Origin of the sequence: Massilia violaceinigra, from assembly GCF_002752675.1 — a bacterium.
Taxonomy (GTDB): Bacteria; Pseudomonadota; Gammaproteobacteria; order Burkholderiales; family Burkholderiaceae_D; genus Telluria_A; species Telluria_A violaceinigra.
Genome location: NZ_CP024608.1, coordinates 4465399 through 4485474, shown reverse-complemented (window position 1 = coordinate 4485474; position 20076 = coordinate 4465399). Strand labels below are relative to the sequence as shown.

Sequence of the window (20076 nt, the reverse complement as noted above, 5' to 3'; positions counted from 1 at the left end):
AAAACCGCGATGGTACGCACAAGGTATGACAGGGTGATGACGTGCTGCAACTTTGATTTCATTTACACTTCAATCTTAACGAAATCACCATGCTTGCGGGCGTCCTGCTATAATCCGCCCTCTTCGTTGTATTGGCTGCTGCCTCTGAAGAAACCGCCTTTTCGAAGGTGCGTTTTTCTTCGTCCCCTGAAAGCAGCCAAAAATGAGCACTACCGTATCGGCCAAACGCCTGGCCAAAGCCCTTGCCTCCCATAATATCTTCGCCGAACGCGAAGGCAATATCCTGCGCGTGCAGTCGACCTTGCGGTCCGACGTGCGCGCCGAAATCCTGCTGCCCGACAGCCTGCCGCTGGAAGCGAAAGCGGTCAGCCAGCTGCTGGCGTTCGCCGGCATGCGCCACCCGCATGGCGGGCACGTCTGCCGCGCCTGCGCCACGCCCGACTTTCATCCCGGCGCGCCGGTACCGGTCGGCAGCATCCTCGTTACCAACCACGACTTCGTGGTACCCGAATCGATCGGGCGCGACATCAACTGCGGCATGCGCCTGCACGTGATCGATGTGCCGCTCGAACGCTTTTTGGCGCACAAGGAGCGCCTGGTCGCCCTGCTCAAGGGCGATCTGCTGGAGGCGGCGCGCAATGTGCCGACCACGCCGGCGGCCATGACGGCGCTGTTTTCCGACGGCCTGGGCGCCTTTTGGCGCGCCATGCGCAACACGCGCGAGGGCCTGTTCGCGCACATCGACTTCGCCCAGGTCGAAGCGGAAACGACGCGCCTGTTTGCGGCCTCGCACATCGCCGGCAACGCGCACTATGCGCCCGAAGCGCTGCAGGATACCCGCCGCGGCCTGCTGCGCGATCCGGGCCTGGCCACGCTCGGCGCCGGCAATCACTTCTGCGAGTTCCAGTACGTGTCGCAAGTGCTGGACCGCCACCGCGCCTTTGAACTGGGCGTGCGGCCCGGTCAACTGGCGCTGATGGTGCACAGCGGCTCGCGCGACGTGGGTTCGTACATCGGCACGCGCTGGATGGACCGCGCCAAGGCCGAGTGGCCAACGGGCGTAAAGCATCCGGAGTCCGGCCTGTATGGCCTGTGCGGGCCGCTGGCCGCCGAATACCTGACGGCCATGCACGCCGCCGCCCATTACGCCGACGCCAACCGGGCGCTGATCGTGGAACTGGTGCGCCAGCGCATCCGCCAGGTGTTCGGCGACCAGTCGATGCCGCTGGTGTGCGACGTGCCGCACAGTATCGTGCTCAGTGAAGCGGGCGGCAATGTGCACCGCAAGGGCGCCACGCCCGCGCATGCCGGGCAACCGCTGCTCATTCCCGGTTCGATGGGCGACGACTCGTACCTGCTCGACGGCCTCGGTCACGAACGCTGGGCCAGTTCGGCCAGCCATGGCGCGGGACGGGCGGTGTCGCGCATGGAGATGGCGTGGAAGTCGAAGCACGACGCGGATGCCGGCGCACAGCGCCAGTTCGAGTGCATCACGCTGCGCGAGGAGCGCCGCATCGAAGAGGCGCCCGGGGCCTACAAGCCGATCGGGCCGGTGATCGAATCGCAGGTGGAAGAAGGACTGGTGCGGCCGATCGCCAAGCTGTCCCCGCTGCTGACCTTCAAGGCATGACCGTGGCGCCGAACCATTCGCCGCCGCCGCGATCCAAACAGGATCGCCTTGCAGGACTGCCATATGAACGACGCCAGCCACCCTCCTCCCGGCGCCGGTGCCGCCGTCTACACGTGCCCGATGCACCCGCAGATTCGCCGGAGCGGGCCGGGCACCTGCCCGATCTGCGGCATGGCGCTCGAACCGCTCATGCCGGCGCTGGACGACGACAACCCCGAGCTGCACGCCATGCAGCGGCGCTTCCGGCTGTCGCTTCCGCTGACCGTGCTGCTGATGGTCGTGGCCATGGGCGGGCACCGGCTGCTGCCGCCCGGATGGCCGCAGCACTGGATCGAACTGGTCCTGAGCACGCCGGTGGTGCTGTGGGCCGGCGGCCCCTTCTTCGTGCGCTGGCGCGACTCGCTGCGCAACCGCAGTCCGAACATGTGGACCCTGATCGGCACCGGCGTGGCGGCCGCCTACGGCTACAGCGTAGCGGCAACAGTCGCGCCGGGCATTTTTCCGGCAGCGCTGGCGGCCGATGGCATGGCTGGCGTGTATTTCGAGGCGGCGGCGGTCATCGTCTCGCTCACCTTGCTCGGCCAGGTGCTCGAACTGCGCGCACGGGCCCGGACCTCGCTGGCGATCAAGGCGCTGCTGGGGCTTGCCCCCGCCAGGGCGCACCGCCTGCGCGAGGACGGCGCCGTGGACGAAGTGCCATTGGCTGATGTGCGGGTGGGCGACCGCTTGCGCGTGCGTCCCGGCGATAAGGTACCGGTCGACGGCGTGGTACTCGAAGGCGAGAGCGCCGTCGACGAATCGATGCTCACGGGCGAACCGGTCCCGGTCAGCAAGCGCCCGGGCGAGAAGCTGATCGGCGCCACCATCAATACCAGCGGCAGCCTGGTGATGCGGGCCGAGCTGGTCGGAGCGCACACCGTGCTGGCGCGCATCGTCGAACTGGTGGCCAGCGCCCAGCGCTCGCGCGCGCCGCTGCAACGGCTGGCCGACGTGGTGGCGGGGTATTTCGTACTGGCCGTCACCGCCATCGCCCTGCTCACCCTGCTCGGCTGGGGATGGTTCGGCCCGCAGCCCGGCTGGGCCTACGGCTTTCTGAATGCGGTGGCGGTGCTGATCATCGCCTGTCCGTGCGCGCTGGGGCTGGCCACGCCGATGTCGGTGATGGCAGCCACCGGGCGCGCCGCCACGCAGGGCATCCTGTTCCGCGACGCGGCCGCCATCGAAGCGCTGCGCAAGGTCGATACCCTGATCGTCGACAAGACCGGCACTCTGACCGAAGGCAAGCCGGCCTTCGAGCGCGTGATCGCCGCGCCGGGCACCAGCGAGCAGGACGTACTGCGGCTGGCCGCCAGCCTGGACCAGGGGAGCGAACATCCGCTGGCCCAGGCGATCGTGCGCGAAGCGCGCCGGCGTGGCCTGCCACTGGCCACGCCCGAGAGGTTCGAATCGGCCAGCGGCATCGGCGTACGGGGCAGCGTGGCGGGCCGCCGTCTGGCGCTTGGCAACACGCGGCTGATGGAACAGGAACAGGTCGACTGGCTTGGCTTGGCGGCGCAGTCCGAAGCGCTGCGCCAGCAAGGCGCCAGCGTGGTTTTCCTGGCGCTGGACGGACGCCTGGCCGGCCTGGTGGCACTGGCCGATCCGCTCAAGGCCGGCACGCCGGGAGCCATGCGCGCTCTGCGCGATGCCGGCCTGCGCGTCATCATGGCCACCGGCGACGGCATGACGACCGCCAGGCACGTGGCGAATCAATTGGACATCGGCGAAGTCGTCGGCGAAGCCCGGCCCGACACCAAGCTCGATCTGGTGGAACGCCTGCAGCAAGCGGGCAAGGTGGTGGCGATGGCGGGCGACGGCATCAACGACGCACCGGCGCTGGCCAGGGCCGATGTCGGCATCGCGATGGGCAGCGGCACCGATGTGGCCATCAACAGCGCCCACGTAACGCTGGTGAAGGGCGACCTGCGCGCGATTGCGCGGGCGCGACAGTTGTCGGTCGAGACGGTGCGCAATATGCGCCAGAACCTGGCCTTTGCCTTCCTCTACAACGCGCTGGGCATTCCGCTGGCGGCCGGCGTGCTGTATCCGTTCACGGGGCAATTGCTGTCGCCCATGGTGGCGGCGCTGGCAATGAGCCTGAGCTCAATGTCGGTGATCGTCAACGCGCTGCGCCTGCGTGTCCGGCGCGCATGACAGCATCTACCGTGCAAGACGGGCGTGCGGCGACCTGGGCGAGCCGCAGGCCCGCGTGCCGTCAGCGGCATTTACTGGATGGTTAATTGCTTGCCGCCGCTGCCCGGCTTTTTGGGCAGGGTCAGTTCGAGCACGCCATCACGGCAGGTGGCGGTCGCCTTCTCTTCATCCACCTGCTGGGGCAGCGTGAAGCTGCGGTATTGCTGGCCACGGAAGCGCTCGCGCCACACGCTGCTGCCCTCCTCGTGCTCCTGCTCCTGGCTGACATCGGCGCTGATGGTGACTTCGTTGCCGTCGATGGCGACCTTGACGTCTTCCTTCTTGACGCCCGGCATGTCGGCCCGGACTACGAAGGCCTGGTCGGTTTCGCTGACGTCCATGCGGATGCGCTCGGTGTCGAACGCGCGCAGGGGGCGCATCAGGTCGAAGGCGTTAAAAAGACTGTCGAAACTGCGGAAAGGGTCCATCCGGCTGATCGGGCCCACGGGGTCGAAACGGGTCAGATGACTGGCCATCGCGTTCTCCTTCAGTTGGGTTGTTCGGATTGGGGATTGTGGATCGGCGGCGGCTGAGGCTTCTGCCTTGTGCCGCACCCACGCCACTTCAGGTATCCGATCATAGACGCTCAATCGTCGCGTTATCTGAGCCAGCTCAAACGCGTGCCACTTTGTCGCGCTGCGCACTTATGCCCGCGCAAAGAGGGGATTCCCGCAGTGGTATCCCGCGCGTGCATCACGCGCTTGCGCTCACCCTTACGCTAGCCCATGTATTGCCCACCGTTGATATCGAAGGTGGCGCCTGTGATGAACCCGGCGTCATCGGAGGCGAGGAACGCCGCCATGCGGCCGATATCGGCCGGGGTTCCCATCTTGCCGACGGGTATTGCGGCAACGATGCTCCGCAGCGTGTCGGGCGCCAGGGCGGCGACCATCGCGGTATCGCAGTAGCCGGGCGCGATGGCATTGACCGTGATTCCTGGCGGCGTTTTCCAGCGCCAGCGCCCTGGTAAAGCCGAGCACGCCCGCCTTGCTGGCGGCGTAGTTGGTCTGGCCCGCCTGTCCCTTGCGTCCGTTGACCGAGCTGATGTTGATAATGCGGCCGAAGCGCCGCTCACGCATGCCGCCAACCACCTGGCGCGCCATGTTGAACATCGACCCGAGATTGGTTTGGACCACGTTCCACCACTGCTCGGGCGTCATTTTGTGCAGCATGGCGTCGGCCATCACGCCAGCGTTGTTAACCAGGATATCGACCGGCCCCAGCTCGTACGCCACCTTCAGCACGCCAAGGCGGCAGGCGTGAAAATCTCCGACGTTCCACTTGTAAGCGGGGATGGAGGTGACGTCCGTGAAGCGGAGCGCAGCGTCGGTGTCGCGCAGGTAGACCACGGCCGGACGGTACCCGGCGTCGCGCAGCGCAAGCGCAATGGCCCTGCCCAGCCCGCGCGTGCCTCCGGTAACGAGGGCGATACGTTGCATGGCGTCGCCCCCGGCATCAGGCTGCCATGAGCACCGGCAGCGTCATGGACTTGAGGACTGTCCGGGTGGCGCCGCCGAGCAGTAGTTCGCGCAGGCGCGAGTGGCCGTAGCACCCCATGACCAGCAACTGCGCCCCGCGCTCGAACTGGTCGAGTGCGCGCGCGGCGCGGTCGCGCATGGTGTCGAGATAAGGCGCGATGGATGGGGCGGCGCAATTCATGGCGACCGTCTCGCGCAAAAAACGCGATACGCCGCTGCTGGCCAGACCGATCAGATGGGCCTGCTCAACCCGTGCCAACTCGGCCGCGAACGCGTAGCACGCTCCGGCATTGGGTATGTCGTCGACGTGCACGACTATTGTTTTGTAGCTCATGGTTCCCCCCTTGCACCTCCGACCGCAAAGGCGCCCTTCTCCGCCCTGCTCCGCTTCCACTGTATGGCGCAGGTCAAGCGCGGATTTGAGGAACATCAAGGTGCGCATCCGAACCAAACGGCGCGCGCGATGACGCACGCCGCCGGCGCTGCGCTTACGGGGCCATCACCTTGTCGGGCGTCATCGGCGTACTGCGCACGCGGCGCCCGGTGGCGTGATAGATCGCGTTGCACACCGCCGCCGCCACGCCCACCTGGCCTATTTCGCCCACGCCCTTGGCGCCCAAGCGGCTGACGATGCGGTCGTCCTCCTGCACGAACACGACGTCGATATCGTGGATATCGGCGTTGACCGACACATGATATTCGCCCAGGTTGTGGTTCATGAAGCGGCCGATACGGTCGTCCGACTGGGTTTCTTCGTGCAGGGCCTGGCCGATGCCCCACACCACCCCGCCGATGATCTGGCTGCGCGCCGCCTTGGCGTTGATGATGCGCCCGGCCGCGATGGCGCTGACCACGCGCGTCACGCGCACCGTGCCGAAGGCTTCATCGACGCGCACTTCGACAAACACCGCCGAGTGCGTGGCGCGCATGTAATTTTGCTGCTTGAGCACATTCGGCAGCATCATGTATTTTTCTTCGAGCCGCCCGGCGCCATCGAACGCCAAAATCGCCCCCAGCGGCACCGCGAGCGCCGGCTGCGCGCGCAGGCGCAGGGCGCCACCGGCAAATTCCGCATCCTCAAAGCGCGCCTTGGCGAACGGCGAATCGGGCATCTTCCTGGCCAGCTTGAACAGGCTCTTTTGCAGCTTCTCGCACACGCCCTGCACCGCCGAACCGACCGTGGCCACGTGCGAGGAGCCGCCTTCGATCGGTGCCACCGGCAGGGTCGAGTCGCCCAGCTGGAAGCGCACCCGTTCGAGCGGCATGCCCATGGCGTCGGCGGCGATGATGCACATCGCCGTGTAGGTGCCGGTGCCGATGTCGGTGGCGGCGCTGCTCACCACCAGGTTGCCGTCGGCGTGCAGCACGGCGCTGGCGCGCGCGAACATTTGCATCGCGTCCCACATACCGGTCGCCATGCCCCAGCCGATCAACTCGTGGCCTTCGCGCATCGAGCGCACCTCGCCCGGGCGCTGGTCCCAGCCGAAGCGCTGCGCGCCCTGCTCGTAGCAGGCGCGCAGTTCCTTGGTCGAATACGGCAGGCCCTCGGTCGGATCGAGGTCGGCATAGTTTTTCAGGCGCAGCGCCAGCGGATCCATTTTCAGTTCGTACGACAGTTCGTCCATCGCCACTTCGAGCGCGTGCACACCGTGCGCCGCGCCCGGCGCGCGCATGTCGATGGGGCTGAAGCGGTCCAGCGCCACCAGCTTGTAGCCAAGGCGGATATGCTCGCAGGCGTACAGCTGGCCCGACCAGTTGACCACCACTTCCACGTAATCCTCGTTGCGCGACGTTTCGGCCAGCGCTTCGTGGATGATGGCCGTGAGCGTGCCGTCCGGGCGCGCACCGAGGCGCACGCGCTGGATGGTTTCGGGACGGTGCCCGAAGCTGAACATCTGCTGGCGCGTGAGCACCACCCGCACCGAGCGTTCCAGCTTGAGCGCGGCCATCACGGCCAGCGCCAGCTGGTACTGCGGGCGCAGGCCGGAACCGAAGGCGCCGCCCACGTACGGATTGCGCACCGTGACCTTGTTCTTGGACAGGCCGAACACGTGCGACACATACCAGCGGCTGTTCTGCGAGCTCTGGGTCTTGTCGTAGATGGTCAGATGGCCATCCGCCCCGCGCACCACGGTGGAGGCGAACATTTCGAGCGGGTTGTGATGTTCGACGCCGCTGTAATACTCGCCTTCCATCCTCACCAGCGCCTTGTCCCAGACCTCATCGGCGAAGCCCTTCGGTTCGGGCGGCGGCGTGTAGCCGGCTTTCAGGCGGCTCGGCTTGTGGCTGCGTTCGACGTGATCGAGCAGGCAGGTTTCGTGCGCTTCGGTCTCGTACGCAATCTCGACCAGCGAGGCCGCGTAACGGGCCGCCTCGAACGTCTCGGCCACCACCAGCGCGACCGGCTGGCCGCTGCTGTGGATCTTGTCGTCGTACAGCGGGCGAAAAGGCGAGCCGCCGGGTGCCGTCATGTCCTTGTAAAACAGGTCGAAGGAGCGCAGGCGCGGGCGGTTCTCGTGGGTGATCACCTCGATCACGCCGGGGACGGCGAGCGCCTTGCCGGCATCGATGGAGGCGATGCGCCCCTTGGTGATGGTGCCGCTGACGACCACGCCGTACAGCAAGGCCTCGGCCGAGTGTTCGGCGGCGTAGCGTGCCTGTCCGGTGACCTTGTCGCGGCCGTCGACGCGCGAGACGGCCATGCCGATGGTGACAGGGCCGGTGCCTTCGTCGGCGACCGGGGTGCGCAGTGCTTCAATCAGGTCGGTCACAGTGGCTCCTTGCCGGCGCTGTCGGCCGGTGCATGCATGTTGTCGATGGTGCCGGCGGCGGCCTGTTCGAGCGCGCGCACCACGGCGCGGCGCGCCATCGGAATCTTGAAATCGTTTTGTCCCTGGCCACGCGCGCCCGCCAGCAGCAGGTCGGCGCAAGCCTCGAAGGCGGTGCTGCCGGCCTGCTGGCCGACCAGCAGATCCTCGGCGGCCGGCACGCGCCACGGTTTGTGGGCCACGCTGCCCAGGGCCACGCGCGCGGCGCGCACCGCGCCGTCCGGGCCGATGTCGAGGGCGGCGGCGACGGATACCAGTGCAAAGGCGTACGACGCGCGGTCGCGGAACTTGAGGTAGGCCGAATGGGCCGCGAACTGTCCGGCCGGCGGCAGTTCGATGGCGTTGATCAGCTCACCGGGCAGCAGCGTGTTGTCGCGCTCGGGATTGGCGCCGGGCAGGCGGTGGAAATCGGCAAAGTCGATGCGCCGTTCGCCCTGCTGCGAGCTGACGTGGACCACCGCGCTCAGCGCCGCCAGCGCCACGCACATGTCCGACGGATGGGTCGCGATGCAATGCTCGCTCGCGCCCAGAATGGCGTGCTGGCGCGTCAGGCCGCCGATGGCGGAGCAGCCGCTGCCCGGAGCGCGCTTGTTGCAGGGCACGGCGATATCGTAAAAATAGTGGCAGCGCGTGCGTTGCAGCAGGTTGCCGCCATCGGTGGCCATGTTGCGGATCTGGGGCGAGGCGCCGGCCAGAATCGCCGCCGACAGCAGCGGGTAGCGGCTGCGCACCAGCGGATGGTAGGCGGTGTCGGCGTTGCGCGCGGTGGCGCCGAGCAGCAGGCCGCCTTGTGCCGTCGCGTCGATGCCATCGAGCGGCAGGTTGCTGATATCGACCAGCGCTGCGGGGCGCATGACGCCCTCTTTCATCAGGTCGATCAGGTTGGTGCCGCCGGCGATGAGGGCGGCGGCCCCGCCGGCAGCCAGGCGCAGCGCCTCGGCACTGGCCTGCGGCGCGTGGAAAGTGACCGGGTTCATGCGGGCACCGTGCCGGGAATATAAGGGCGGTCCGGATTGTCCTTGTGTTCGGCCAGGCCCATCACCTGCGTGACGGCGGCGACGATCTGAGGATAGGCGCCGCAGCGGCAGACGTTGCCGCTCATCAGTTCGCGCACTTCGGCCACCGTGCGCGCTTCACCTTCCTTCATCAGGCCGATGGCCGAACACAGCTGGCCGGGCGTGCAGTAGCCGCACTGGAACGCATCGTGATCGATGAAGGCCTGTTGCAGCGGATGAAGCCGGTCGCCATCGGCCAAGCCCTCCACCGTGACAATGTCCTTGCCGTTTTGCATGACCGCCAGGGTCAGGCAGGAATTGATGCGCTTGCCGCCGACGAGCACGGTGCAGGCGCCACACTGCCCGTGGTCGCAGCCCTTCTTGGTGCCGGTCATGCTCAGGCGCTCGCGCAGCAGGTCAAGCAGGGTGACCCAGGCTTCCACCTCGAATTGCCGCTGTTCTCCGTTGATGCGAATACTGATGGGATAGGTAGCGGCGGCGGGCGTGCGCGCGGCGTTGGTGTGTGCGTCCATGGGATAGTCAACTCAGCTTGTGCGGGAGTTAACTTTATCCAGAATGCACTGTTTTATCTGTTAGCGAACGAACGTTCGTAAATTACGGTCAATAATTTTTGTGTCGTATCGGTCACATTTCTGGGAGAGCCGCGCGGCTGGTTCAGCCGCAGTTTCCCTTGACGCTGTTGTTGAAATGGAACTGCTCCCAGTCGGTGAGGCGGCGCGTCGCCGCGCCCAGGAGCACGCGCTCTGCCACGGCAACGGGAACTTCCGACGCGCGGAAGTAGGCAAGCGCCACTTGGCGGCTGAGAGTGCGGTCGTAGGTGACGCCAAGGTCGACCAGTAAGGACAAGCCGCTGTTATCGCATTGGCGGCGATCGGGAGCATTCAATTGTCAGCCTTTCTGGTCGGGTTTCACCACCCTTTTTTACAATAACCGAGATTTATCGCGTTCACAAATAGTGCTTTGCTATTGATGAATTTCCAAATGGAAAATGTATAACAATTTTCTTGACAGCATTGGTTCTGTTGATCAAAAGACTGTTGCTGAACTGTGTTGGCGTCCTTGATGACGCAGTGATAAATTGCCTACTTTTAGTAACCGGGGAGGCGCGATGGAACGCTATGAACGCCACTTCGTATCTCAGCGAATTGGCAGAGCGGTTGGAGCGGTGGAGTTTGATGGGGCCGGGTTGGGGGTGGTGGAAATCAGGGCAACGGATGCGCCGGCGCGGATGTCGTTTTCGTTCACCTTGGCAGGGAGCACGGATGAGCAGCAGGCAACGCCGGTCCTGGCTGAAGTGCTGTTGAGAACAGCGATATCCCAGGTTCACAAGGAGCTCCTCAAGCCCCAGCAGATCGGGGCGGATGGGCACCGCTGCCTCTCGAATGCGTGTATTCCCTGGATCGGCGACCTGGAGGCGGCGCCGTACGGCGGTTCCACGTCCGGCTATGCCTCGCAGGCGGAGCGCGAGGGACGATAGCGCAGGCGGTGCGTCAAGTCAGTGCATCAAAACGGCAAGTCGGGACAGAATCCTCGTATCAGTGGCGAGCGTCCCGGCCGTCGCCGTGGCTGTGGCTGATCGTTTCCACCGGTGCGCTGGCGCCGTCCACGCCTTCAAAAAAGAAGGGCTTGCGCGCTTTCGGGGTGGCGCCGACCTCGTTCATCGTCGCCGTCTCGTACACGCGGCCGCCGATCATCACGTGCGTCAGCCGGTCCGAGGTCCGGATATCCTTTACCACATCGCCGTCGATGATCGCCAGGTCGGCCAGCTTGCCGACTTCGAGCGATCCGACATCCTTGTCCAGTCCCAGGTACCGCGCGCCGTTGAGGGTGGCGGCGCGGATCGCTTCGAGCGGGGTCATGCCGCCGTTGACAAGCGACCACATCTCCCAGTGCGCGCCCAATCCTTCGCGCTGGCCGTGCGCGCCGATGTTGACCGCTACGCCCACCCGCTGCAAGGCCGTGGCCGTGCGCGCCACGCGGTGCACATTGAAGTCTTCTTCCGGCGCCGTCTCGCGCCGGATGCTGCGCGGTTCCAGCACCGCGCGCGGCACGTAGCGCGACAGGATCGGATGGCGCCACACATCGGTGCGCGCATACCAGTAATGCTCGCCATCGAGGCCGCCGTAGGACACCACCAGCGTCGGCGTATAGCCCACCTTGGTCTGCGACCACAGCTGCTTGACGTCGTCATAGGCGTTCTCCACCGGCAGCGAGTGCTCGACGCCGGTGTGGCCGTCCACCACCATCGTCATATTGTGCTGGAACAGCGAGCCGCCTTCGGGCACCACCATCATGCCCGTCTGGCGCGCCGCCTCCAGGATTTGCTGGCGCTGCTCGCGGCGCGGCTGGTTGTAGCTCTTGACGCTGATCGCCCCACCCTCCTTCAGGCGGCGCACATGCGTCAGCGCATCGTCCAGGCTGTCGACGGGCGCGCTAAAATTGCCCTTGGCGCCGTACAGGATCGTGCCGGTCGAATAGATGCGCGGCGCCACGATCTGCCCGCTGCGCTGCAGCTCGCTGTGGGTAAAGATGGTGCCGGTGTCGTTGGATGGATCGTGCACGGTGGTCACGCCTAAGGCCAGGCCGGCGTAGTCGACCCAGCTTTGCTGCGGCACGATACCATCCTCGCCCATCGCGCCGTGCCAGTGCGCGTCGACCAGCCCCGGGATGATGCTTTTGCCGGTGGCGTCGATGCGGGTTGCACCAGGCGGCACGGCAACGTCGGCCGCCTTGCCGATCGCGGCGATGCGCTTGTCGCGGATGACGATCCGGCCGTTCTCGATGACTTCGTCGCCCTTCATCGTCACGATGCGGGCGCCATCGATGACGACGGTGGCGCGCGGCGAGCTTGAAGGCGCGCGAAAGCCGATTTTCACGCCAGGCTGGGCCGCCAGCGCGGTCATGCGCAGCTTTTCCTTCTTGGCGTCCGGGTCGCTCGGTGCAAAGGCGTGTTTGAGCTCGCGCGTGAACAGCTGCTCGCCCAGCGAATAATGCAGCGCGCTGCTGTCGCCCGACCAGTGCAAGTAGTCGCCGGCATCGGCGTCGAGCTGGCGCACCGGCAAGGCTTCGGTCTTTTCGCCGATGGTGATGACCTTCCCGGCCAGCGGCAGCGGCGCTACCCAGGTGTGGAAACGCTCGCCGTAAGCGAGCCAGGCCCCGTCCGGCGACAGGCTGAAATTGGTCACGAACTCGCCCTTGGCGATGGCATGCTCTTCGTACTTGTCGAGGCGGATGCGCACCAGCGAGGTCATCGCATCGACTTCGCCCGTGCTGGCCGTGCGCGTGACGTACACATGGTTGCCGTCGGCGGCGTACTGCGGCGCGCGGCCATCGTCGGTCACGAGCGCCGGTTTGCCCTTGCCATCGCTGGCAACCTTGTAGACGCCCGTGTCGAGCCCATGCCACGGACTGAGCAGGAAGCGGCCCTGGCTCTTGACGTAGACCACGTCCTTGCCGTCGGGCGAGAACGCCGGCTCCAGGTATTTGCCGGGCGCCGTGGTCAGGGTGGTTTCCTTGCCGCTTTTTAGGTCGAGGGTGCGGATCGAGCCCAGCTTCTCGTCGTCCCAGGTGGCAAAGACGATGCGCTGGCCGTCGCGCGAAAATTTGGGAAAATATTCAAAGTGGTCGCCCTGGCGCGTCAGGCGCCGCGGTTCGCCGTTGGGCAAGTCGCGCACATACAGATGACCGAGCGCGGAGTAGACGACTTTATTGCCCTGCGGCGCCACGTTGACCCAGCGCAGCTGGCGCACGTCGAACTGGTCCGGTGCGACGGCATGGGCAAAGCGCAGCGCCTCGCGCACCTCGCGCGTATCCTTGACGTGGAATGGAATTTCCTTGGCCGACTTCGCAAACGGATCGACGCGCCAGATCTTGCCCTTGGCCCAGACCACGATCTCCTTACTGCCCGGCATCCAGCTAATCGCCGGATACACGCCGTGGATGGCCCAGGCTTCCTGCAGGTCACGTTCCAGCCCATCCCAGACCGGTGTTTCGATGCCGCTGGCAAGGTCCTTCAGGAACAGGGTCGATTGATTGCGCACCCGGCGCACGAAGGCCAGGTATTTGCCGTCCGGCGACGGGGTCGGCCGCACGGCGCCGCCCGGTCCGCTGACAAAGGGCTTGGTTTTTTCTTCTTTCAGGTCGCGCCGGAAGATCTGGTAGATCTGCGCGTTGGAATTCTTGTTGTACTCGAACACCGTGCCGGCGGTCGTGTCCTGCGAGTAGTAGACGTAGCGTCCATCCGGCGAAAACGCGGGCTCGCCCAGGTCCTTCTGCCAGTTCGGCTTTTCATTGAGCTGCACCCCGCCGCCTTGGGTATGGAACATCCAGATTTCGCCGGACCCGAGCGAGCGCGTGCCGGAATAATGCTTGCGCGCGGCGATGAACTTGCCGTTCGGATGCCACACCGGGTTGTTCAACAGGCGAAATTTCTCCTTGCTCACTTCGCGCGCGCCGCTGCCGTCGACATTCATGATCCAGATATTGTCGCCGCCGGCCGCGTCCGACATGTAGGCCAGCTGCTTGCCGTCCGGCGAAAAGCGCGCCTGCATTTCCCAGGCCACCGAATGGGTCAGCGCTTTCGCTTCACCGCCCGCAACCGGCAACAGGTACAGGTCGCCGAGCAGGTCGAACACGATGTGCTTGCCGTCGGGGCTGACGTCGACGCTCATCCAGGTGCCGCTGGCGGTATCGATCTTGACGTTACTGGCCGCGCCAGGGGGATTGTTGACGTCCCACCTTTTCTTGTCGGCGTCGTCATCGGCGCTGGCGCCTGAGGCGAAGGAGGCCAGGATGGCGGCCAGGACGGTTGCGCGGATTGGGTGCATGCGGCTCTGAGTGAAATGGGTTAACGGTGCGGCGGCGCGCTTGGCCGCTGCCTGGAAGCAACCGATTCTACGATGAGGAAGACTCGCCCGGCAAACCTTCGCGCGCCCCGGCACTGTGTAAAGACGCACGGATGCGACAAGGTGCCGCTATCGCATGCGCGCCGGGCGCGCGCGCAAGGTCGGGAACGGTCAGATCAGACGCAGTTCGCGCGCCCGCGCAATCGCGGCCGTGCGGCTGCCGACTTGCAGCTTCTGATAGATATTGCTCAAATACCATTTGACCGTCCCTTCCGAGATGCCCATCTGAACGGCCACGCGCCGGTTATCCAGGCCGCATTGCACCAGTTTCAAGATCTCGACCTCGCGCGCGCTGATCACCGCCGCGCCGAGTGCGGCCCCGAAGGCGCGCGTGCTGGCCACGGCGAAATTGCACGCGCTGAGCAGGCTGCTCAGGCCATCCTGCGCCGCCAGCGGCGTGCGCCGGCGCAGCTCCTCCAGCACCGCCCGTACTTCCGGTCCCTCATCCACGATCGAACGGCACAAGCCGCCGGCGCCGGCAAGTCCGACCGCCGTGTCGAGCACGGCGCAGGCGTCGTCCATCCTGCCGGTCTGCTGCAGCAGCACGCTTTTCAGCGCCAGCAGGCGCACCGTCAGGCGCACGCGCTGCTGTTTGCGCGTCTGCACCAGCAAGTCGTCGATCGCCAGGCCCAGCCCCTGCAGGCGTCCGGTGGCCAGGCGCAGGCGCAGTTCGATCAGCACCAGCTCGGACGAACGCGCCGGCGCGCCCGCCTCGCCCGGCTGCGCCAGATCGATCCCGGCGCTGCGCCCGACCTTGAGCGCGTCGTCGATGCGGCCCTGCTGCAGGTAGCCGCGCACGCGCTCTGCCTGCAAGGCCACGGTCAGGCGCGGCAGGCTGCGCTCGCGGCCGAGCGCCAGGCCCTCCGACAGGCAGGCATCGGCGGCCTCGCCCTGCTGATCGAAGCGCAGCACGCGCGACGAGGTCAAAAAGGCAGCGATAAAATTGGTCACCAGGCCGTACTTGGACGACATGCCGAAGGCGCTGGCCAGCACCTTGCGCGCAAGGTCGACCTGGCCGCGCTCGTACGCGGCATCGGCCAGTTGAATGCCGGTGTTGGCGGCAATGATCGAATAGCGCCCCAGCTCGCGGCAGTTTTCCTCGTACAGGGCGGCCAGGCCCCGTTCGGCCTCGTACGCCTGGCCGCGTTCGAGCGCGATCACGTAGCGCATGCGGCGGCAGCCGGCCACGCCCGCATAATAGTCGCAGCGCTCGTAAAACACCTGCGCGCTCTCGCCCAGCGCCACGGCCTCGCGATAATCGTGTTCGATGAAGGCGAAGCACGCCGCCGCCAGCTTGACGCGCGCGATGTCGATCGGATTGCCGGTGCTTTCCCATTGCGCGCCCCAGGTCCGTTTGCTTTCGCGTACGCGCTCGACCCGGTTGCTAAACACATGAAACATATACCAGCAGATTTGCAGGTCGCCCAGGATGGCGGCATCGATCGCGTCCTTGCCGTCGTAGACGCTGACCGCATAGCGCAGCGCCAGGTCCGACTCGATCGCCAGCAGCGCGCTTTGCGCTTCGCGCAGGCGCCCGCTCCACATCACCGAGCGCACATACGACAGGCGCAGCGTGATGCGGTCGAACAGCGTCTCCTCCGGCAGGCGCTGATACCAGCGGATCACCTGATCGTGCTCGCCGCGGCGCTGCGTGACATCCTCGACGCAGCGCTCGATCAGGTCCGCCGCCAGATTCACGTCGCCGCTCTGGAAAGCGCAGCGGATCGCCTCGTCGCGCAGCCCTTCGCGCGCGAACCAGGCGCTGGCCGCGCGGTTGGCCAGGCACACCTGGTCGGGCGCGCCGGCGGCGGTGGCGCCGCGCAGATAGTCGGACAACAGATGATGGTAGCGAAACCACTGCCCGCCGTCGTCGAGCGCAATCAAAAACAGGTTGTGGGCGCGGATCCACGCCATCGTCGCGCCGGCGTCGTGCTGCCCCAGCGCCTCGCTGCACAGCGCCAGCGAAAAGCGGTCGAACAAGGCTGTCAGGCTCAGAAAGCGCATGACGGTCGGCGGCACCTGCGACAGCACCGCTTCGAGCAGATAGGCGCTGACATCGCAGTCGGCGCCGGAAAATTCATCGATGAAGGCGGCGCCGCGGCCGTCGGCCTGCAGGGCCATCGCCACCAGCTGCAAGCCGGCGGCCCAGCCCTCCGTGCGCTCGCACAAGGTGCGCACCTGGTCGGCGTTAAGCGCCGGCAGCTGCGCGGCGTGCAGGAAGCACGCCGTTTCGTCCAGGGTCAGACTCAGTTCGGCGGTACCGATGTCGGCCAGCACCTCCTGGCGGCGCAGGTCGTCCATGGTGGACGGCAGCCGGTAGCGGCTGGCGATCAGCACGCGCAGGCAGTCCGGGCTCACGCTCAGCAGCCACGCCAGCACCGCGTGGATGGCCGGATTGTCGATCAGGTGATAATCGTCGAGGAACAGCGCCAGCGGCGTGGCGCGCGCGGCCAGGTCCCCGCACACCGAGCGCAGAATCGCCTTGAGCGCGTCGACATTGGCCTCGCACACGTCGGCCAGCCGATACTCGCCGATGCCGGGCAGCGCGCGCTGGGCCGCTTCGATCACATACTGCAAGAAGCGCGCCGTCTCGTTATCTTCCGGATCCAGGTTCACCCAGCAGGTGGCGCAGCCGTCGGCGTCGAGCGCGCGGGCCAGTTTCAGCAGCGAGGTGGTCTTGCCGAAACCGGCCGGCGCGCTCAGGCACACCACGCGCCGCTCCAGGGCCGCCGCAAGCGCGCGGTCGAGCCGCGCCAGCGCCACCAGTTCGCCCGCCACCGACGGCCGGCGGAACTTGGTTTCGATGAAGCGTCCTTCCGGACGCGGCGCGCGCGCCATCGTCAAGGCTGGATCGGGTGTGGCCATCTGGTCACAGCAGGTTCAGGCTGCGTGCGCGCGCGACGGCGCTGCTGCGGTTGCGCACCGCCAGCTTGGCGAAGATATTATGCAGATGCCACTTGACCGTCCCTTCCGAGACGAACAGCTGCGCGGCCAGCTCGCGGTTGGCCAGCCCGCGTTCGGCCAGTCTGAGCACCTGCACCTCGCGCGGCGACAGGGCGTGGGCCTCCGGCGCCGCGGCCGGCGCCGCCTCGTCCGCCGCGGCGTCGGCCGCCGTGCCGCAAGCAGCCAGCACCTGCGCCAGGTAGTCCGGCGTCACCAGGCGCGCATCGCGCCGGTGCGACTGCGACTGCCACGCGCCGTGACTGGCGATCAAGGCGCGCACGTGGGGAGCCTCGTCGGCGATCGAGCGGCACAAGCCACCCTCGTCGCCGATCAGCAGCGCCTCATGGATCGCCGCTCCCGCTTCTTCGGGTTCGGCCCGTCCGCCGTGGTAGCGCGCCTGCAGGCACAGGAGCTTGACCAGCATGCGCATGCGCCCTTGGACACGCGCGCGAGCGATCAGTTCCTGGAGCCGGGCGGCGATGGCATCGGCATCGGTGGCACCCTGCGCCAGGCGCAGCCGGATGCGCGCGATGCCGACCGCGACTTCCTCGGCCTCGCCACGGCCGTGGACAGCCGGTCCGGCCACCGCATCGACGGCATCGAGCGCGCTTTCGTGGCTGGCCGCCAGCGCCACGTCCTCGCGCAGCAGCGCCAGCCGGATGCGCTCGGCCATCAGGATGCGCGCCAGGCGCAGCTGCTTGCACTGCAGGGCGCCGGCCACGCCATTCGACAGCACCGCGTCGGCGGCGCCGGCCTGGCCCTGCACGCACAGCAGGCGCGCGCGGGTCAGGTAGGCGGCCATGTAGTCTTCCAGCAGTCCGAAGCCGCTGGGAAGCGCGCTGCCCTCCCCGTCCGCCGCCAGGACCGGATCGGTCGGAATCGTCAGCGCGCTGTCGAGCGCCGCGTCGGCCGCATCGATCTTGTTCAGTTCATAGGCCGCCTGCGCCAGATGCACGCCGGTGTGCGAGGCCACCATCGAATCGGCGCCGAGCCGGGCGCGGTTGGTCAGGTACAGGGCCGCCAGTACCCGCTCGGCCTCGCGCGCCTGGCCCTGTTCGAGCCGGATGATGCTGATGAAACGCTCGGTCCACACCACGCCGGAATAGAAATCGGCGGCGGCATAAAAGGTCTCGGCGCTCTGGTAAGACTGTTCTGCGACGGCGTAATCGTGCGCCACGAAGGCGCTGTAGCCGATCGCAATATGCGCACGCGCGATATCGGACGGCGGCGCCGACGGCCCCCAGCGGACCAGCCACGCGCGGCTGCGGCTGGCCGCCAGCGCGGTCTTGTCCTGGAATGCATACAGCAGGCACCACAGCATCTCCATGCTGCACAGGGCGGCGGCGGCACCGGGCACGGGAGGGCCGCTCCCCAGGTCGTATTCCAGCTCGGCCAGCGCATTTTCGGCCTGCTCGAAGCGGTTGTTCCAGATGCTCGAGCGGATGAAGGTCAGGCGCAGCTGCACGCGCTGGGTCAGCAACCGGTAGGGGACCGCCGACATCCAGCGCAGCAGGGTGTCGAAACCGGCGCGGCCACGGATAAGTTCATCGACACAGCCCGCGATCAGGTCGATCGCGCGCGTGCTGTCGTCGCCGGCCAGGGCATAGCGGATCGCTTCATCGTTGGCGCCGGCGCGCTCGCACCAATGGCTGGCGGCGCGGTAGTCGGCGCGCGCCGCGCCAGCGTCCGTGTCCAGGTAGCGCTTGCGCAGGTGGTCGCTCAGCAGATGGTGATAGCGAAACCACTGGCCGCGCCGGTCGAGCGGAATCAAAAACAGGTTATGCGCGCCGATCCAGTCGATCAGTTCCGGCGCGTCGCGCAGCGCCAGCGCATCCTGGCACAAGCTGCTCGAAAAACGGTCGAACAAGGCCGTGCGCGACATGAACTGGTCGACGTGGGGCGGCAGGCGCGCCAGCACCGCGTTCATCAGATACGACGCAATATCGTGCGCGCTGCCCGAAAAATCGCGGATGAAGCGTTCGCGGTCGCTGGCGTTTTGCAGCGCGATGGCGGCCAGCTGCAGCCCCGCCGCCCAGCCTTCGGTGCGTTCGTACAGCACGCCGCCGTGAGCGGCATCGAGCGCGCCCGCCCCCACCACGCCCATGAAGGCGCACGCTTCGTCGCGCGTCAGGCTCAAGTCGGCCGCGCCAAGGTCGGCCACGCCGCCGCACAGGCGCAGGCGGCTCAGTTTCAGGGGAATCCGGCTGCGCGATCCGATATACAGGGTCAGCTGGACCGGGCTGACCGCCAGCACCCAGTCCATCAGCTCGTGCACGGCCGGGTTGGTGATGACATGGTAGTCGTCGAAAAACAGCGCCACGTCGCAGCTCTGGTGCGCCAGGCGGTTGCACATGGCCAGCAGTTGCGCGCGGCCCGTGGCGTGCGCCGTGGCGCTGGCCGCCGGGGCGTGCGCGGCGGCCAGTGCGGCCGTCATGTGGTCCAGGAAGCACTCGACATCGTTGTCGGCTTCGTCGAGATTGATCCAGCAGGTGCCCACCGCGCGCGCTGCCAGCGCGGCCAGCTGCTGCGCCATGGTCGTGCTCTTGCCGAAACCGGCCGGGGCGGTCAGGCACACGATGCGGGCGGCCGCCACCGCCGCGATGCGCTCATGCAGGCGCGGAACGGGGAAAAACCGGGCCGGCAATGCCGGCGGATGAAATTTCGATTCGTTTTGCATGGGACGGGCGAGCGAAAACACAGAACTGGCGGCTGCATATGCCACCGCCAAATCGTGAACCATGATGGTTAGATTTGTGACAATTGCATTACATATTAACCGAAAAGCATCTAACGAAAAGAGTGAATTGTTACTTTTTCACCGCACCGGCCTGCACGGCATGCACAATTGCTCGCCAGAATAGTTCGTGCCGGATATACAAGTTTTCGTAAGGAATTTAGTTGGGTGGCGAGAGGGAAAGCGAACCTAACTTTCGATAGGTAGCCAGTGCGGCACTTCATGCTTTGATGTACTCACGGGCGCCTGTCGCGACCGGCCCAGCGGCCAAGAGACTGCCGCCGTATCAAAAACAATCATAAGGATAATCT

General features: G+C 66.5%; 11 protein-coding genes and 2 pseudogenes. 3 read left to right on the top strand and 10 right to left on the bottom strand.

What is annotated here, in order from left to right:
• Positions 1 to 202 precede the first annotated feature (202 nt).
• Positions 203 to 1630, top strand: coding sequence for an RtcB family protein (locus tag CR152_RS19755; protein WP_099877483.1), 1428 nt, complete (start codon positions 203 to 205; stop codon positions 1628 to 1630).
• Between the two features lie 63 nt (positions 1631 to 1693).
• On the top strand, positions 1694 to 3823 hold the full coding sequence (locus CR152_RS19750) for a copper-transporting P-type ATPase (protein ID WP_099877480.1): 2130 nt from the start codon (positions 1694 to 1696) through the stop codon (positions 3821 to 3823).
• A gap of 71 nt (positions 3824 to 3894) precedes the next feature.
• Here CR152_RS19750 and CR152_RS19745 read toward each other — a convergent pair whose 3' ends face one another.
• The 7 genes and pseudogenes from CR152_RS19745 to CR152_RS19715 form a co-directional block, all read right to left on the bottom strand.
• The gene (locus CR152_RS19745) at positions 3895 to 4338 is read right to left on the bottom strand and encodes an Hsp20/alpha crystallin family protein (RefSeq protein ID WP_099877477.1); all 444 of its coding nucleotides are present in this window, start codon (positions 4336 to 4338) and stop codon (positions 3895 to 3897) included.
• Between the two features lie 242 nt (positions 4339 to 4580).
• Positions 4581 to 5301, bottom strand: a pseudogene (gene phbB / locus CR152_RS19740) (acetoacetyl-CoA reductase).
• Between the two features lie 16 nt (positions 5302 to 5317).
• Positions 5318 to 5437 (bottom strand): annotated as a pseudogene (locus CR152_RS34270) (universal stress protein); the annotation flags it as partial.
• 391 nt (positions 5438 to 5828) lie between these two features.
• Positions 5829 to 8042 (bottom strand): xanthine dehydrogenase family protein molybdopterin-binding subunit, encoded by a 2214-nt coding sequence (locus tag CR152_RS19730; RefSeq protein WP_208640273.1) that lies wholly within the window; start codon positions 8040 to 8042, stop codon positions 5829 to 5831.
• A 65-nt stretch (positions 8043 to 8107) separates the two neighbouring features.
• Positions 8108 to 9145: an FAD binding domain-containing protein gene (locus tag CR152_RS19725; protein WP_099877472.1), complete on the bottom strand. Its 1038-nt coding sequence runs from the start codon at positions 9143 to 9145 to the stop codon at positions 8108 to 8110.
• Complete coding sequence (locus tag CR152_RS19720) at positions 9142 to 9696, bottom strand: (2Fe-2S)-binding protein (protein WP_099877469.1); 555 nt, start codon at positions 9694 to 9696, stop codon at positions 9142 to 9144. Before CR152_RS19720 ends, CR152_RS19725 begins: the two co-directional genes overlap by 4 nt.
• Positions 9697 to 9838: 142 nt before the next feature.
• Complete coding sequence (locus CR152_RS19715; RefSeq protein WP_157778619.1) at positions 9839 to 10069, bottom strand: hypothetical protein; 231 nt, start codon at positions 10067 to 10069, stop codon at positions 9839 to 9841.
• A gap of 223 nt (positions 10070 to 10292) precedes the next feature.
• Between CR152_RS19715 and CR152_RS19710 the strand changes: the two genes are divergently transcribed.
• Positions 10293 to 10661: a hypothetical protein gene (locus CR152_RS19710; protein WP_099877464.1), complete on the top strand. Its 369-nt coding sequence runs from the start codon at positions 10293 to 10295 to the stop codon at positions 10659 to 10661.
• 58 nt (positions 10662 to 10719) lie between these two features.
• Here CR152_RS19710 and CR152_RS19705 read toward each other — a convergent pair whose 3' ends face one another.
• The 3 genes from CR152_RS19705 to CR152_RS19695 form a co-directional block, all read right to left on the bottom strand.
• On the bottom strand, positions 10720 to 14010 hold the full coding sequence (locus CR152_RS19705) for an amidohydrolase family protein (protein ID WP_099877461.1): 3291 nt from the start codon (positions 14008 to 14010) through the stop codon (positions 10720 to 10722).
• Between the two features lie 189 nt (positions 14011 to 14199).
• Positions 14200 to 16953: a winged helix-turn-helix domain-containing protein gene (locus CR152_RS19700; protein ID WP_099877459.1), complete on the bottom strand. Its 2754-nt coding sequence runs from the start codon at positions 16951 to 16953 to the stop codon at positions 14200 to 14202.
• A 4-nt stretch (positions 16954 to 16957) separates the two neighbouring features.
• Positions 16958 to 19708 carry a winged helix-turn-helix domain-containing protein gene (locus CR152_RS19695; protein ID WP_157778618.1) on the bottom strand — a complete coding sequence of 917 codons (2751 nt, stop codon included), beginning with the start codon at positions 19706 to 19708 and terminating at the stop codon, positions 16958 to 16960.
• Between the last annotated feature and the right edge of the window lie 368 nt (positions 19709 to 20076).

What these genes read in the sequence shown, in the direction of transcription:
- CR152_RS19755 (WP_099877483.1), top strand. Translation starts at nt 203, where the DNA reads ATGAGCACTACCGTATCGGCCAAACGCCTGGCCAAAGCCCTTGCCTCC.
- CR152_RS19750 (WP_099877480.1), top strand. Translation starts at nt 1,694, where the DNA reads ATGAACGACGCCAGCCACCCTCCTCCCGGCGCCGGTGCCGCCGTCTAC.
- CR152_RS19745 (WP_099877477.1), bottom strand. Translation starts at nt 4,338, where the DNA reads ATGGCCAGTCATCTGACCCGTTTCGACCCCGTGGGCCCGATCAGCCGG.
- CR152_RS19730 (WP_208640273.1), bottom strand. Translation starts at nt 8,042, where the DNA reads ATGGCCGTCTCGCGCGTCGACGGCCGCGACAAGGTCACCGGACAGGCA.
- CR152_RS19725 (WP_099877472.1), bottom strand. Translation starts at nt 9,145, where the DNA reads ATGAACCCGGTCACTTTCCACGCGCCGCAGGCCAGTGCCGAGGCGCTG.
- CR152_RS19720 (WP_099877469.1), bottom strand. Translation starts at nt 9,696, where the DNA reads ATGGACGCACACACCAACGCCGCGCGCACGCCCGCCGCCGCTACCTAT.
- CR152_RS19710 (WP_099877464.1), top strand. Translation starts at nt 10,293, where the DNA reads ATGGAACGCTATGAACGCCACTTCGTATCTCAGCGAATTGGCAGAGCG.
- CR152_RS19705 (WP_099877461.1), bottom strand. Translation starts at nt 14,010, where the DNA reads ATGCACCCAATCCGCGCAACCGTCCTGGCCGCCATCCTGGCCTCCTTC.
- CR152_RS19700 (WP_099877459.1), bottom strand. Translation starts at nt 16,953, where the DNA reads ATGGCCACACCCGATCCAGCCTTGACGATGGCGCGCGCGCCGCGTCCG.
- CR152_RS19695 (WP_157778618.1), bottom strand. Translation starts at nt 19,708, where the DNA reads ATGCAAAACGAATCGAAATTTCATCCGCCGGCATTGCCGGCCCGGTTT.